Raw genomic sequence first — 14,134 nt, forward strand, 5'->3', positions numbered from 1 at the left:
CGTACAGACCTATATTTTAGCAGGGAAAGCTCCAAAAAGCAAGGGTTTTTTTTCATATTTTCATAAGATTATCAAGAGGAGGGAGGAAACCCTGTCCGCCGGAGGGCCGCCGCGCGGATTTCCCGGCATTTTTCCGAGGGCAAGCTCATAAAATGGAGTCAAACAAGCTGTGTAAAACTCCAGAAGGAGGGACGGATATGACTTCAAGGCAGGCGGGACGGCGGATTGCCGCCAATACGCGGCGCAGGACCCGGAGCATCCGAGGCGGGACCCGAAAAAGTGAGCCGCTGGAGGCAAAGGATCTGCGGCTGATGCTGCGGCTGGTGGCTTGCGGCGGCATTTTTGTGGCGCTGGTGGCGGCAAAGCTGCTGCTTCCGGCGCGGATGGAGGCGTTCAATGAGAAGCTCTCCGCTGCCATGGAGCGGAACATGGACGTGCAGGCGGTCTTCTCCGCCGTGGGCCGGGCCTTTTCGGGAGAGGAAAGCGTTGCGGGCGTCTATCAGGCGGTATTCCATCCTGAGGAGGGAGCCGTCCAGACCGGGGCGCTCTCCCCGGCGGACAGCCCGCCAAAGATGACCGCCCGGGCAGTGCAGCTCCGGGACGGCGCGGCGCTGGACGTCCTGCGGCGCTTCCGCCCGGAAACGCCATCCCAGGCGGAGGCGGCGGAAACAGAAGCGGAAACAGAAGGGGCGGGTGGAATCCAGTCGGCCTCGAATCTGGCCTATGTGCTCTACTCCCAGGAGAATCTCCCCGAGGGCGTCAGCATGGAGCAGGACCGCTTGGGCTTTGACTTCTGCGCTCCGGTGACGGGGGGAACGCTCAGCTCTGACTTCGGCTATCGGGAGCACCCCACGGAGGGGGAAGAGCTGTTCCACTACGGGGTGGACCTGGCGGCGGATACGGGGACGGAGGTGCGCTGTTTTGCCGACGGCACCGTCACCGCCGTGGGGGACAGCAGCAGCTATGGGCGTTACTGCGTCGTAGCGCACGAGAGGGGATATTCCACCCTCTACGCCCATTGCAGCCGCATCACGGTCTCCTCTGGAGCAGCGGTGAAGCGGGGGCAGAAAATCGCCGAGGTAGGGGAAACCGGCATGGCCACCGGGCCCCATCTTCACTTTGAGCTCCAGCGGGAGGGAACTTACCTGAATCCCATTTACTATGTCTCATCCCTGTAGGGTTCAGGTTACCGGCGGCTTTGTCCTGCTGACGGCCTGGTTTGTTCTGGCCAACGGCTGGGAGCCCCTGGTCACCGTGCTGGGAGCCGCCGCGTTCCATGAACTGGGACACTGGACCGTCCTTCATCTTTTAGGAGCGAAGGCGGCGGCGCTGCGGCTCAGCGTCCTGGGGGCGGCAATGGAGGTGGACAGCGGGCGGCTGTCCTACGGCGGGGAGCTGGCGGCGGTGCTGGCGGGCCCCGCCGCCAACCTTCTGGTGGCGCTGGTCCTGACGGCCCTGGGAGGAGAGCGCTGGCCCGCCGCCGTGGGGGCAAACCTGGTGCTGTGCGCCTTTAATCTGCTGCCGGTCCGGCCCTTAGACGGAGGGCGGGCGCTGTATCTGCTGGTCTCCTGGGCGGCGGGCCCGGCGGCAGGGGAGGCGGCGGGCCGCTGGGCGGGGACGGTTGCGGCGGCGGCGTTGTCGGGGCTGATCCTCTGGGTGATATGGAAGACCGGGGGAAGCCTGTGGCTGCTGCCTGCGCTGCTGGCAGGCATCCAATGGGGGGCGGTGCCCTGGCTGCGCGGCGTGCGTCTATAGAGCGGGAAAAGATCCCCGGCGTGTACGCGCCGGGGATCTTCATCAGGCAATGGCGTTTCGAAGCTGCTCCAGGAGATAGTCGCCGAGGTCCGGGCGATCCGACTCGGCGTCCGCCTGAAGGGCCGCCAGGGCGGCGTGAGCCTGGGCAATCTTCCGGACGTCAGCCTCCTCCCGCAGGGACTCGATCCAGGCGTCCAGATATTTCAGGAGCTTTTCCCAGGCCTGCTGCTCCTCCTCGTTCTCCTTGGCCTTCTCCATCCGCTCCAGGGTGGAGGTCTTGAAATCACCCAGCGCGGAAAGAAGGCTGTTTTTCATGAGAACGCTGTGGTCTAGGGCGGAGGCGCTCCGGGAGGTTCCGCCTTCGGAGGCGTAAGGCTGGTACAAAGCCAGCAGTTCGGCTGCCTGCGCTTTGCAGGTACCGCCAAAATGGGGGTCGTATTGGTGGCGGTCGATCATACCGAGGTAGTCCCGCCGCTCTGTGATATCGCCGGTTTCCAGCCCGGTGGGCAGTACGGTTCCGCCCGGGGCGCTTTGGAGCGCGCCGGTCTTTGCCAAATGGCCGTACAGGGCGGCCAATTCCGCGTAGGAGGCGTTGGAGGGGTCGATGTCTTTGATATGACAGGTGAAATCATAAGGCCCGCTGTCCGACACGCCGCTGATGCGGACAATGGGGTCCTCCGGGGTGGAGTCCGCGGCGTATTCCGCGTAGATTTCCTGCATGGTGTTGTTCCGCCCGGCGTGAGCGCCGGAGTAGACGGTGTTTTCCGTGGGCATACGGAGATGGATAGGGGGCGCCTCAACCACGGCGGAGGTTTGGACCAGCTTCTCCTGGAAGGAGGCGCCCGCCGCCCTGCTCCGTCCGGCGGCAGGGCGGCTGTCTGTCCGGGGCTGGGTGTGAAGGAGATTTTGAACACTCATGGGAAACGGCATCCTTTCTTTCGCTGATGACAAAAAACAGAAAGCGGCAGTGAATGTATCACGACCGCTTTCTGTTCCCTGCGTTCTTGTCCCCCGCAGTCCGTTGCGGAGGGAATTTTTATTTCGCGTACTCGACCACTTTGGTCTCCCGGAGGACATGGACCTTGATCTGGCCGGGGTATTCCATTTCCTCCTCGATTTTCTTGGCCAAATCCCGGGCCAGAATGACCATCTGGTCCTCGCTGACCTGCTCGGGCTTCACCATGACCCGGACCTCCCGGCCCGCCTGGATGGCAAACGCCTTGTCCACGCCGGGATAGGAGCCGGTGATGGTCTCCAGCTGCTCCAGGCGCTTGATGTAGTTCTCCAGGTTCTCGCGGCGGGCGCCGGGCCGGGCGGCGGAAATGGCGTCCGCGGCCTGAACCAGGCAGGCAACGATGGTCCTGGGCTCCACATCGTTGTGGTGGGCCTCGATGGCGTGGATGATGTCCTCTTTTTCCTTGTACTTCCGGGCGAATTCCACGCCCAGGGCCACATGGGTGCCCTCCATCTCGTGGTCCACGGACTTGCCCAGGTCGTGGAGCAGTCCGGCCCGTTTCGCGGCCTGGACGTCCACCCCCAGCTCCGCCGCCATCATGCCGGCGATGTGGCTGACCTCCACGGAGTGCTGAAGAACGTTCTGGCCGTAGCTGGTGCGGTAGTGGAGGCGGCCCAACATCTTCACCAGCTCCGGGTGGAGGCTGCGGACGCCGCACTCGAAGACGACCCGCTCGCCCTCGGCTTTGATGGTGGCGTCCACCTCCCGGCGGGCCTTCTCCACCATTTCCTCAATGTGCGTGGGATGGATGCGCCCGTCGGAAATCAGCTTTTCCAGGGCCAGGCGGGCAATCTCCCGGCGCACCGGCTCGAAGCAGGAGACGGTGATGGCCTCCGGCGTGTCGTCGATGATGAGGTCCACGCCCGTCAGGGTCTCGATGGTGCGGATATTCCGGCCTTCCCGGCCGATGATACGGCCCTTCATTTCGTCATTGGGCAGGGGAACCACACTGACGGTCATATCGGCCACCTGATCGGCGGCGCAGCGCTGGATGGCCTGAGCCACGATTTCGCGGGCCCTGGCATCGCACTCCTCCTTCATCCGGGACTCCACCTCTTTGATCTTGAGGGCGGTCTCGTGGGTGACTTCCGCTTCCACCTGGTCGATGAGGTACTGCTTCGCTTCCTCGGTGGTGAAGCCGGAGATGCGCTCCAGCATTTCGGTCTGGCCGCGCTTGACAAGCTTGATTTCCTCGGTCTCCTTGTCAATGGCGGCGTGCTTTTGAGTCAGGGACTCCTCTTTCTTTTCCACGGCCTCGATTTTCCGGTCGAGGTTTTCCTCCTTTTGCTGCAGGCGGTTTTCCTGCCGCTGAAGGTCGGCGCGGCGTTCCTTGACTTCCTTTTCGTACTCGCTGCGGTTTTTTAAGATCTCCTCCTTGGCTTCCAGCAGGGCCTCGCGCTTCTTGGATTCGGCGCTTTTGATGGCCTCGTTGACGATGCGCGTTCCCTCTTCTTCAGCGCTGGAGATTTCTTTTTCAGAGACGTTCTTCCGATAGCGAATACCAAGCGGGAAGCAAATCACGCCGCCGGCCACCAGCCCTATGAGAAGGGCAATGACGCTTTGAATCACGGCTGCTGATTCCTCCATTCAGTTTTGGTATTGCCGCGGGAAGCCCGCTTCAAAAACCGTCAACACGCCCGTGCGGCGGAGAGGGCTTTGCATCCCCTCCAAGGGCATGGATGTCCCCGGGGCGGTATGGCCGCCGGCGGCTTTTGGACATGGGTCTCCTTGTCTTCCGCCCGCGCCCCGAATGAGGGGCGCCGGTCTTCCAGGGGCGGAACATCTTTCGCGTTTGGGCGCATTGCCGGCTTCCAAAACAGAACCCGCGGACAGGAGCGTTTTAGAAAACGACCGGAGGACACCCCTTTGCCCTCCGACGGCAATCTGCTTTTAGTTTAAACTTTTACTGGACCGCTGTCAAGCAAAATCCTCAAACCGGCGGCGAAATTACAAGAAAATTTTGGAAGGAACGAAAATACCCCGGCAAATCCGGCGCAAAAGCAACAGCCGCGCCCCTGTGAAAAGGCGGTCAGGTGTCGATATACGCGGCCGCGGCGTAGCCTACGCGGCCCTCGTGATGGACGACATACCAGCCCTGCCACTCCCCGTAAATGGTTACCTGGGCGCCGTCGGGGAGATTGGCGATGATTGTTCCGGTGGGAGCGGGGTAGCTCCGCAGGTTCAGCGTCCCCCAGTTGACGGCCACTGTGCCCTGCACGGGGTCCGAGGGGTAGATGAAGGGCAGGCCGAAGAACTCGGTAAGGGCCCGGGCCAGCTGCTGGGCAATGGCGTCCATGTGCCCCTCGATCCACTGGGCGTCGGACCAGTTGTCGTGGTAGCCGATTTCCACCAGCACCGCCGGGGCTTTGGACTGGGATACCTCTCCCAGGGTGGTGGTGGAACGGGTGGTGACCTTGTTGGGGAGGGGGTAGACTTTCCGCAGCTCCTGGGCGATGAGCTCCGCCGCCCGCTGGCCCTGGCGGCTCGTGGGATAGTAAAAGGCGATGATGCCCCGCTCTTCGCCGTAGCGCCCCTCCGGCGCGCCGTTGGAGTGCAGGGCCAGGTAAAGGTCGTAGGTCCCCCGGTTGGCCTCCCGGATGGAGGACCTGGCGGTCATTTCGGGCTTGTTGCGTTTATATTGAATTCCGTTGGAGAGAAGATAGGGGACCAGTGCGTCCGCCAGCAGGTTCATGTTGTACTCCTCGGAGCCGCTGCCGGTAACGTAGCTGTTCCACTCCTGTGTCGAGGGGCTTAAATATATAGTGGGCATGGCAATTCCTCCTTCTTACTGAATCCTATGGCAAAGCCGCCGAAAGTGTGATACACTGGGGAGGAAAAAAGCCGGGAGGTCATTTGATTATGAAAGCAGAGCGGGCATATCCCAGTGTTGCAGTCACCCCAAAAGCCGAGGCGGCTATTCTCCGGGGGCATCCCTGGATCTACGACGCGGAAATTTTGTCGATAGAGGGCACGCTGGAGAACGGCGGGCTGGTGGATGTGCGGAGCCGGAAGGGCGCGTACTTGGGCACCGGCTTCCTGTCGGAGAAATCGAAAATCCGGGTCCGCCTGATTTCCCGGAACGCCAACGACCGCTTTGACGCCGCCTTCTGGGAGCGGAAGCTCCGCTGGGCCTGGGAGTACCGGAAAACGGTCATGGCTCCCGAGGATTTGGACGCCTGCCGCGTCATCTTCGGGGAAGCCGACATGTTCCCCGGCCTGACGGTGGACAAGTTCCATGACCTCCTCAGCGTCCAGGTGCTGTCTGTGGGCATGGAGAGGATCAAGGACCTGCTGCTGCCTCTTTTGGTCCGGATTCTTCGGGAGGACGGGCAGGCTGTTCGGGGCATCTTCGAGCGGAATGATGTCCCCCTCCGGGAGAAGGAGGGACTGGAGCAGTACAAGGAATGGTTTCCCCTGCCTGGGGAGGCCCCGGCGGATTCTCCGGTAACGGAGATTGTAGAGAACGGCGTAAAATATTTGGTGGATGTAGAAAACGGACAGAAAACCGGCTTTTTCCTGGACCAGAAATACAACCGCCGGGCAGTGGGGCGGCTGGCGGAGGGAAGGACGGTGCTGGACTGCTTCACCCATACCGGGTCCTTTGCCTTGAACGCCGCCCTGGGCGGAGCGAAGCGGGTCACCGCCGTGGACGTGTCGGCCTCCGCCGTGGAGATGGCCCGGGCCAACGCGGAGCGAAACGGCTTGGGCGGCGTGGTGGACTGCGTGGCCGCCAACGTCTTTGAGCTGCTCCCGGCCCTGGAAAAGGAGCCGGTGAAGTATGATTTTATCATTCTGGACCCGCCGGCCTTTACCAAATCCCGGAAGACGGCGGCCAGCGCTATGACGGGCTACAAGGAAATCAACTACCGGGCCATGAAGCTGCTGCCTCGGGGCGGCTATCTGGCCACTTGCTCCTGTTCCCACTTTGCGGAAGAGGAGAAGTTCACTGCCATGCTCCGGTCTGCCGCCCGGGACGCCGGAGTCCGGCTCCGGCAGATTGAGGCGAGGCAGCAGAGCTGTGACCACCCGATTTTATGGGGCGTGGAGGAAACAAACTATCTGAAATTCTATCTGTTTCAAGTGGTGTAAAGGAAAAGACATTGTATGAAAAAGAGGCTTTCGGTGTGGATGCGGTGGTTAGGCCTTGTTTGAAACATGGCCTAATCCGGGGAAAACACAGCCGCCCGCATTCCTTTCAAATCTCCCGTAACCCGGAGGAACCGGAGGGAACAGACCAGGTCCCCAGTGAAAACCAGCAGGAAAATATAGGTTGCCGCCTCTGGGATCGATGCGGCCAGAGCCGCCACCACAGGCTGGACGAATGCTATTGCCGCCCATACCAACACCCCCCAGGCCAGGGTGAAGGGCAGACAGACCCGGCCGCGGAGGTTCCCGGGGACCTGGGCGTAGTCCCAGAAGCGGACGCCTAGAAACCGTTCTCCCGCCCAGTGGCAGGCGTATTCCACCGCCGTGGCCGCCAGCCCGCCCAGGACCGTTATGCCCAGCCAGCCCATGGGAGGCAGGGCCAGCGCCGCCAGCATACCCAGCCCATACACCGGGCACAGGGGCAGGAGCAGCAGACAGCGCCGCCGTTTTTCCTCCGACTGGGAGACGGCGGCAAAGGCCAGCTCCACCAGCCAGCCCAGAAAGCTGTAGATCCAAAAATACCAAAGCCAGAGGTCCATCGTATCACCTCGGGTTTCAGTGTCTCCCGTGGGCAGGATGGTATCCGCCTCTTGCGCAGGTAGTTTTTTCATGGTACAATGGTCGAAAAAGAGGGAAAAAGACAGGAGGATTTTTGCATGGATACTTGGGAGAGCTTGCGAAAGGAATGTTTGGACTGTAAAGGGTGTTCCCTTGCAGACACCCGCCATAACGTGGTTTTTGGGGACGGCGCGGAGAACGCGGAGCTGTTGTTCATCGGCGAAGGCCCCGGCCAGCACGAGGATGAGCAGGGCAAGCCCTTTGTGGGCCGGGCGGGGAAGCTGCTGGACGAGATGCTGGAGATGGTAAATCTGGATCGGAGCAAAGTCTACATTGCCAACATCGTCAAATGCCGCCCGCCTCAGAACCGGGACCCCCTGGGGGTGGAGCAGGATGCCTGCATCGATTGGCTCCGCCGCCAGACGGCGTTGCTGCGGCCTAAAATTATCGTCTGCCTGGGCCGTATCGCGGCCAAGGTCATCATCAAGGATGATTTCCGCATCACCCAGGAGCATGGCCAATGGTTCGAGCGGAGCGGCGTTTGGATGACCGCGCTCTACCATCCGGCGGCGCTGCTCCGGGACGTCCGCAAGCGCCCGGAGACCTTTGAGGACCTGAAGGCCATCCAGGCCAAGGCCCGGGAGCTGTGTGAGCATACGGAGCTTTGAGCACAAAAAAGGGGAGAGGCCCAGCCTCTCCCCGGGTTTTTGGAAACTTGTAAACCGATTGAAAAATAATGGTTGACAAACGGGGGAATTTACGTTATCCTCAAAGCCAGGAAGAAAAAGGAGGAACCCATTTATGCCCGAACAAACTGCGTCCCGGCTGCGGACAAAGGATCTGACCCTGATTGCCCTCTTCACCGTCTTGACGGCAGTGTGCGCCTGGATTTCCGTGCCCGTCCCCGCGCCCCTGATTCAGTTTACCATGCAGACTTTCGCCGTTTTTGCCGCCCTGCTGACCCTGGGAGGAAGGCGGGGAACCTACGCCGTCACCGCCTATTTGCTGCTTGGAGCAGTGGGAGCGCCGGTGTTCAGCAATTTCAGAGGCGGGCTCAGCGTACTGCTGGGGGCCACCGGCGGCTATATTCTGGGATTCTTCTTCCAGGCGCTGCTTTACTGGCTGATGACCGCCAGACTGGGGGAAACCCTGAAAGTGAAAATCGCCGCCAGCGTGGCTGGGCTGATTTTGTGCTATGCTTTCGGAACTGCCTGGTATCTGGTCCTTTACGCCCAGATGGGGAAACCTGTGGGCGTGCTGACTGCCCTGGGTTATTGCGTGTTCCCCTTTATTTTCCCGGATCTGGTCAAGCTGGTCCTGGCGGTGCTGCTGGCCCGGCGGGTCGGAAAATATGTCCAGTGATTATCAAGCCCTCTCATTCTCAAGGAAAGGGGCCGGCGCTGTAAGCGCCGGCCCCTTTCCTCATTTCACGGGTTCCGTGGGATTTTGCAGGTATTGATATTCCAGCAGCAGCCGCCCGGTGCCGCTGGACATGTTTCCGAAGTGGTAGGGCTGGTCCGCCTTGAAGCGAACGGCGTCCCGTTCCAGGAGCTGGAAGTCCTGTCCCTCCGCCGTCAGGCTGACGGTGCCGGAAATCACGGTGGCGTGGCAGACGCAGCCGGGGAGGGAGGGGGCGGGCGCATACTTCGCGCCGATGTACAGGTCCAGGAAGCAGCTCATCATGTGGCTTTTATCATCGTAGGGGAGGCTGGGCCGCAGGACGGTCCTGCCGCCGTCCAAGTGCCGGGGCCGGGAGTTCTGGACCCGGGCCAGGATGGGACCGTCCTTGGGAATTTCCGGCTCCTTCGGCGTATCCGTCTCCGGCCTGTGGGGCATGACGCCCTCGCCAGGTATGGGTTTAAAGAGATCGTCCTCCATATACGCGCTCATCCCCCTCGCGTTCTCTCTGATTGGGATAACCTGCTCTATAGTACCTGTTTTGTCGAAATTTGTCAAGGCGCATTGGCGGGGAGGCAAGCGGCTGTTCAGGCGGGCGGTTCAGAACGAAGCTGCAGAAGTTGCAATTGTAAGAAATTCGTAAGATTTTTGTCAAGCAGTTTGTAAGAAACGTCTTGTATACTCTCCTTGAAATTGGCTTCGGGCCGAAAATTTAGGAGGATAACATGAGCTACAAACAACTGAAAATTTTTGCCATAGGCTGCATGGTCTTTGACCACACCGTCCGCATCTTTCCTCTGTATCAGATATTTGCTCCCTTGGCGGACCTTTTATGGAGCGGAGGCTATGGGGGCCTTGCCGACTGGCTGCTGGACGAGTGCATTTTATATATAATGTATATTGGCCGTTTGGCAGCGCCCATCTTCGTGTATTGCATTGCCCAAGGGTTTGCGCATACCTCCAATGTCCGCCGCTACATAGGCCGCGTTTTCCTGACGGCGGTGATTGCACAGGTTCCCTATACGCTGTTTGATCTGGCGGAAATGCGGGTGCTGGGCGTGGAGGGAGACTGGCGGGAGACGGGACTGAACATCCTGTTCACGCTGGCCCTGGCCCTGTGCGTCCTCTGGGCCCATGAGGAGCTGAAGCGCCGGAAGCTGCTTTTCCTGAGCCCCTTGGCCGTGGCGGCGGCCACATGGCTTGCCATGGAGCTCCGCATGGAGGGCGGAAAGGGCTATATTATTCTGGCCTGGGTTTATTACATTACTCGAAACTGTCCCCGGTGGCAGAGGGCGCTCATCTATATTCCCGCCGTTCTGCTGTCCCGCCGGGGGCTGGTCTTGTGGGTTGCGGAGAGCCTGGGAACGCCGGAACTGACCGGAGCTCTGCGAAACTGCCTTTTGAACGTGCTGGGCAACTACTTTGGGATGCTGGTTACGCTTTCAGATAATGGAGAAAAGGGAAGGGCCGGGAAGGGCTTTCAGCGCTTTTGTTACGCTTTTTATCCCGCTCATTTCACGGTCCTGGCCCTGATCGGCTTCCTCAAGCCGCCACTGGTGTGAGCGGAGCCGGGGAAATCCCTGGAAAAACAGGAAAATCAAAATCTTTTTGGCAAAAACGCTTGACGGCTGGGAGAGGTCATGCTATAATGCCTACTTGCGCGGACCTGAAGTCCGTGAATTTTGCCGTGCGCTCCTCAGCGGAAGCGTCGCTGGAGGAGGTCAGTCCCATGGAGCCTGAAAAGCGGGTCGTCGGCGTGAAGCAGTCCCGCAAGGCCATCCGGGAGGGACGGGCCCGCCGGGTGTTCCTGGCCGGCGACGCCGACCCGGCGCTGACCGGGCCCATCGCCGCCGAGTGCGCCGCCGCCGGCATCCCCGTGGAGACGGAGCGGACCATGGCCCAGCTGGGCCGGGCCTGCGGGATTTCGGTGGGAGCCTCCGTCGCGGTGGAGCTGACGGATTGAGCGCGTGAGAATATTTTGGTTTTTACGGAATAGCCCACCGGCTTTCTGTAAAACATATAAAGCAAAAATATGAAAGAAAGGAGAAATTCAATGCCTACTTTTAACCAGCTGGTCCGGAAAGGAAGAGAACAGGCTTCCTACAAGTCCAATTCTCCCGCCCTGCAGTTCGGTCTGAACACCCTGAAGACCAAGACCACCAATCAGCCCTCCCCTCAGAAGAGAGGCGTCTGCACCGCTGTGAGAACTGCGACCCCCAAGAAGCCTAACTCCGCTCTGCGTAAGATCGCCCGTGTGCGCCTGACCAACGGCTACGAGGTCACCGCCTATATCCCCGGCGTGGGCCACTCCCTCCAGGAGCACTCCGTGGTCATGATCCGCGGCGGCCGTGTCAAGGACCTCCCCGGCGTCCGCTACCACATCATCCGCGGCACTCTGGATACCCAGGGCGTGTCCGGCCGGATGCAGAGCCGTTCCAAGTACGGCGCCAAGCGGCCCAAGTCCAAGTAAGGACAACCCCAACGAATCACTTTGCCGAACAGGCATTTTATATAAATGCGGGGCGTTGCCCTTCGGCAGAGGCATTCACGGAAGGCTGAGATACGCCTTTTGAGTACCTATGAGATCATAGAATCATTATGAAGGAGGGAAGCATAGTGCCTAGAAGAGGTAATGTTCCCAAGAGAGAAATTCTGCCCGACCCCATGTACGGCTCCGTGCTGGTGACGCGTCTTGTCAACAACGTGATGCTGGACGGCAAAAAGGGCGTGGCGCAGAAGGTGGTCTACGCGGCCTTTGACCAGATCAAGGAAAAGACCGGCAAGGACCCCGTTGAAGTGTTCACCCAGGCCATGGACAACATCATGCCCAGCCTGGAGGTCAAGGCCCGCCGTGTGGGCGGCGCCAACTATCAGGTCCCCATGGAGGTCCGTCCCGCCCGGCGCACCACGCTGGGCCTTCGGTGGCTGACCACCTATTCCCGCGCCCGGAGCGAACGCACCATGGCGGAGCGTCTTGCCGGCGAGATCATGGACGCCGCCGAGAACAGCGGAGCGGCTGTGAAAAAGCGCGAGGACATGCACAAGCAGGCCGAGGCCAACAAGGCTTTCGCGCACTTCCGCTGGTAAGCTAGTTAGGAGAGAAATCAAGTATGCCGAGAAAAACATCGCTTGAAAACACCAGAAACATCGGCATTATGGCTCACATCGACGCGGGCAAGACCACGACCACGGAACGGATCTTGTTCTACACCGGCGTGAACTATAAAATCGGCGAGACCCACGACGGAACCGCCACGATGGACTGGATGGCCCAGGAGCAGGAGCGCGGCATTACCATCACGTCCGCCGCCACCACCTGCTACTGGTCTGGTTCCAAAAACCAGTTCAAGCCCACCCGTATCAATATCATCGACACCCCGGGCCATGTGGACTTCACCGTGGAGGTGGAGCGCTCTCTGCGCGTTCTGGACGGCTCTGTGACCGTTCTGTGCGCCAAGGGCGGCGTGGAGCCCCAGTCCGAGACCGTGTGGCGTCAGGCCGACACCTACAAGGTCCCCCGGATGATCTACGTCAACAAAATGGACATCATGGGCGCGGACTTCTACAACGTGCTCCACATGGTGGAGGACCGCCTGAAGTGCAATGCCGTGCCCATCCAGCTCCCCATCGGCAACGAGGAGACCTTCAAGGGAATCATCGACCTGGTGGAGATGGACGCGGATATCTATTATGACGACCTGGGCAAGGACATGCGGGTGGAGGAGATCCCCGCCGACATGGTGGACCTTGCCAACGAGTACCATGAGAAACTGATGGACGCCGTCTCCATGTTCGACGAGGAGATCATGGAGATGTATCTGGACGGCCAGGAGGTTCCCCAGGACAAGATCCGGGCCGCCATCCGCAAGGCTACTATCGCCAACGAAATGGTCCCCGTCACCTGCGGCACGTCCTATAAAAACAAGGGCGTGCAGAAGATGCTGGATGCCATTGTGGACTATATGCCTTCTCCCACCGACGTTCCCGCCATCAAGGGCGTCAACCCCAGCACCGAGGAAGAAGAGGAGCGTCCCTCTTCTGACAACGAGCCCTTCTCCGCCCTGGCATTCAAGATTGCCACGGATCCTTATGTGGGCCGCCTGTCCTTCATCCGTGTCTATTCCGGCACGCTGAACACCGGCACCCAGGTGCTCAACTCCACGAAAAAGCAGAAGGAGCGCATTGGCCGCATCCTCCAGATGCACGCCAATCACCGGGAGGACATCGAAACCGTGTACGCGGGCGACATCGCCGCGGTCATCGGCCTGAAAAACTCCACCACCGGCGATACCCTCTGCGACGAAAAGCACCCCGTCATTCTGGAGTCCATGGAGTTCCCCGAACCCGTTATCCGGGTGGCCATTGAGCCTAAAACCAAGGCCGGCCAGGAGAAGATGACCATGGGCCTCATCAAGCTGGCGGAGGAGGACCCCACCTTCAAGACCTACACCGACGAGGAAACCGGCCAGACCATCATCGCCGGCATGGGCGAGCTGCATCTGGAGATCATTGTCGATCGCCTTCTCCGGGAGTACAAGGTGGAGGCCAACGTGGGCGCGCCCCAGGTTGCCTATAAGGAAACCATCAAGAAATCGGTGGAGCAGGACACCAAGTATGCCCGCCAGTCCGGCGGCAAGGGCCAGTACGGTCACGTCAAAATCCGCGTGGAGCCCAACGAGTCCGGCAAGGGCTACGAATTTGTCAACGCCATCGTGGGCGGCGCGGTGCCCAAGGAGTATATCCCCGCTGTCGACGCGGGTATCCAGGGCGCTATGAACGCGGGCGTCATGGCCGGGTTCCCGGTGGTGGACGTGAAGGTCACCCTGTACGACGGCTCTTATCACGAGGTCGACTCCTCCGAGATGGCCTTTAAGATTGCCGGTTCCATGGCCTTCAAGGAGGCCTGCCGCAAGGCGGGAGCCACGCTGCTGGAGCCGATCATGAAGGTTTCCGTCATCGTCCCCGACGAGTATCTTGGCACCGTGATCGGCGATTTGACCGCCCGCCGCGGCCAGATTCAGGGACAGGAAGCCCGTCCCGGCGCCCAGCAGGTGGACGCGCTGGTGCCTCTGGCCAACATGTTTGGCTACGCAACCGACCTGCGCTCCAGCACCCAGGGCCGCGGCCAGTACTCTATGGAGCCCCACAGCTATGAGGAGATTCCCAAGAGCATCGCGGAAAAGATCGTGGAAACCCGGGTGAAGCCCAACTGACCTTTGGAAAAGCCCTGGACCAAATTGGGAAAAGGGGATTGATTTTCCA

General features: G+C 60.6%; 15 protein-coding genes. 10 read left to right on the forward strand and 5 right to left on the reverse strand.

The genetic code is table 11. The features are described from left to right. The first annotated feature begins 197 nt into the window (after positions 1–197). Complete coding sequence (locus Q1M04_RS01745; protein ID WP_297996983.1) at positions 198–1,178, forward strand: M23 family metallopeptidase; 981 nt, start codon at positions 198–200, stop codon at positions 1,176–1,178. After that, complete coding sequence (locus Q1M04_RS01750; protein WP_297996981.1) at positions 1,162–1,755, forward strand: hypothetical protein; 594 nt, start codon at positions 1,162–1,164, stop codon at positions 1,753–1,755. Before Q1M04_RS01745 ends, Q1M04_RS01750 begins: the two co-directional genes overlap by 17 nt. 42 nt (positions 1,756–1,797) lie before the next feature. On the opposite strand, the gene Q1M04_RS01755 is transcribed toward Q1M04_RS01750, so the two are convergent. The 3 genes from Q1M04_RS01755 to Q1M04_RS01765 form a co-directional block, all read right to left on the reverse strand. Continuing rightward, complete coding sequence (locus Q1M04_RS01755) at positions 1,798–2,673, reverse strand: hypothetical protein (RefSeq protein WP_297996979.1); 876 nt, start codon at positions 2,671–2,673, stop codon at positions 1,798–1,800. 118 nt (positions 2,674–2,791) lie between these two features. Continuing rightward, complete coding sequence (gene rny, locus Q1M04_RS01760) at positions 2,792–4,339, reverse strand: ribonuclease Y (protein ID WP_293279659.1); 1,548 nt, start codon at positions 4,337–4,339, stop codon at positions 2,792–2,794. A 460-nt stretch (positions 4,340–4,799) separates the two neighbouring features. Then, positions 4,800–5,540: an N-acetylmuramoyl-L-alanine amidase gene (locus Q1M04_RS01765; protein WP_297996977.1), complete on the reverse strand. Its 741-nt coding sequence runs from the start codon at positions 5,538–5,540 to the stop codon at positions 4,800–4,802. An 89-nt stretch (positions 5,541–5,629) separates the two neighbouring features. On the opposite strand from Q1M04_RS01765, the gene Q1M04_RS01770 reads away from it, so the two are divergent. Further along, a complete protein-coding gene (locus tag Q1M04_RS01770) occupies positions 5,630–6,859 on the forward strand; it encodes a class I SAM-dependent rRNA methyltransferase (protein ID WP_297996975.1) in 1,230 nt (409 codons plus the stop codon). A 71-nt stretch (positions 6,860–6,930) separates the two neighbouring features. On the opposite strand, the gene Q1M04_RS01775 is transcribed toward Q1M04_RS01770, so the two are convergent. Then, positions 6,931–7,527 (reverse strand): putative ABC transporter permease, encoded by a 597-nt coding sequence (locus Q1M04_RS01775; RefSeq protein WP_300345675.1) that lies wholly within the window; start codon positions 7,525–7,527, stop codon positions 6,931–6,933. 45 nt (positions 7,528–7,572) lie between these two features. Here Q1M04_RS01775 and Q1M04_RS01780 point away from each other — a divergent pair, with 45 nt between their 5' ends. Both Q1M04_RS01780 and Q1M04_RS01785 read left to right on the forward strand, forming a co-directional pair. Then, the gene (locus tag Q1M04_RS01780) at positions 7,573–8,142 is read left to right on the forward strand and encodes a uracil-DNA glycosylase family protein (protein ID WP_293279667.1); all 570 of its coding nucleotides are present in this window, start codon (positions 7,573–7,575) and stop codon (positions 8,140–8,142) included. Between the two features lie 133 nt (positions 8,143–8,275). Then, positions 8,276–8,836: a biotin transporter BioY gene (locus tag Q1M04_RS01785; protein WP_297294562.1), complete on the forward strand. Its 561-nt coding sequence runs from the start codon at positions 8,276–8,278 to the stop codon at positions 8,834–8,836. A gap of 60 nt (positions 8,837–8,896) precedes the next feature. Here the strand turns inward: Q1M04_RS01785 and Q1M04_RS01790 are convergent, their stop codons facing one another. Continuing rightward, a complete protein-coding gene (locus tag Q1M04_RS01790; protein WP_295757319.1) occupies positions 8,897–9,364 on the reverse strand; it encodes a hypothetical protein in 468 nt (155 codons plus the stop codon). A gap of 233 nt (positions 9,365–9,597) precedes the next feature. On the opposite strand from Q1M04_RS01790, the gene Q1M04_RS01795 reads away from it, so the two are divergent. The 5 genes from Q1M04_RS01795 to fusA all read left to right on the forward strand — a co-directional run bounded on the left by Q1M04_RS01795 (position 9,598) and on the right by fusA (position 14,085). Beyond that, positions 9,598–10,434, forward strand: coding sequence for a TraX family protein (locus Q1M04_RS01795; protein ID WP_297996970.1), 837 nt, complete (start codon positions 9,598–9,600; stop codon positions 10,432–10,434). A gap of 167 nt (positions 10,435–10,601) precedes the next feature. Then, positions 10,602–10,835: a ribosomal L7Ae/L30e/S12e/Gadd45 family protein gene (locus Q1M04_RS01800; protein WP_293279674.1), complete on the forward strand. Its 234-nt coding sequence runs from the start codon at positions 10,602–10,604 to the stop codon at positions 10,833–10,835. A 90-nt stretch (positions 10,836–10,925) separates the two neighbouring features. Then, positions 10,926–11,342: a 30S ribosomal protein S12 gene (rpsL, locus tag Q1M04_RS01805; RefSeq protein WP_204790371.1), complete on the forward strand. Its 417-nt coding sequence runs from the start codon at positions 10,926–10,928 to the stop codon at positions 11,340–11,342. A gap of 146 nt (positions 11,343–11,488) precedes the next feature. Next, positions 11,489–11,959, forward strand: coding sequence for a 30S ribosomal protein S7 (gene rpsG / locus Q1M04_RS01810; protein WP_295757317.1), 471 nt, complete (start codon positions 11,489–11,491; stop codon positions 11,957–11,959). A gap of 23 nt (positions 11,960–11,982) precedes the next feature. Further along, positions 11,983–14,085 (forward strand): elongation factor G, encoded by a 2,103-nt coding sequence (gene fusA, locus Q1M04_RS01815; protein ID WP_293280068.1) that lies wholly within the window; start codon positions 11,983–11,985, stop codon positions 14,083–14,085. Positions 14,086–14,134 lie beyond the last annotated feature (49 nt).

The organism is uncultured Oscillibacter sp., from assembly GCF_950073225.1.
GTDB lineage: Bacteria > Bacillota > Clostridia > Oscillospirales > Oscillospiraceae > Oscillibacter.

Coding starts and splice junctions, on each gene's coding strand:
- Q1M04_RS01745 (WP_297996983.1), top strand. CDS start 198: ATGACTTCAAGGCAGGCGGGACGGCGGATTGCCGCCAATACGCGGCGC.
- Q1M04_RS01750 (WP_297996981.1), top strand. CDS start 1,162: ATGTCTCATCCCTGTAGGGTTCAGGTTACCGGCGGCTTTGTCCTGCTG.
- Q1M04_RS01755 (WP_297996979.1), bottom strand. CDS start 2,673: ATGAGTGTTCAAAATCTCCTTCACACCCAGCCCCGGACAGACAGCCGC.
- Q1M04_RS01765 (WP_297996977.1), bottom strand. CDS start 5,540: ATGCCCACTATATATTTAAGCCCCTCGACACAGGAGTGGAACAGCTAC.
- Q1M04_RS01770 (WP_297996975.1), top strand. CDS start 5,630: ATGAAAGCAGAGCGGGCATATCCCAGTGTTGCAGTCACCCCAAAAGCC.
- Q1M04_RS01775 (WP_300345675.1), bottom strand. CDS start 7,527: ATGAAAAAACTACCTGCGCAAGAGGCGGATACCATCCTGCCCACGGGA.
- Q1M04_RS01780 (WP_293279667.1), top strand. CDS start 7,573: ATGGATACTTGGGAGAGCTTGCGAAAGGAATGTTTGGACTGTAAAGGG.
- Q1M04_RS01785 (WP_297294562.1), top strand. CDS start 8,276: ATGCCCGAACAAACTGCGTCCCGGCTGCGGACAAAGGATCTGACCCTG.
- Q1M04_RS01790 (WP_295757319.1), bottom strand. CDS start 9,364: ATGAGCGCGTATATGGAGGACGATCTCTTTAAACCCATACCTGGCGAG.
- Q1M04_RS01795 (WP_297996970.1), top strand. CDS start 9,598: ATGAGCTACAAACAACTGAAAATTTTTGCCATAGGCTGCATGGTCTTT.
- Q1M04_RS01800 (WP_293279674.1), top strand. CDS start 10,602: ATGGAGCCTGAAAAGCGGGTCGTCGGCGTGAAGCAGTCCCGCAAGGCC.
- rpsL (WP_204790371.1), top strand. CDS start 10,926: ATGCCTACTTTTAACCAGCTGGTCCGGAAAGGAAGAGAACAGGCTTCC.
- fusA (WP_293280068.1), top strand. CDS start 11,983: ATGCCGAGAAAAACATCGCTTGAAAACACCAGAAACATCGGCATTATG.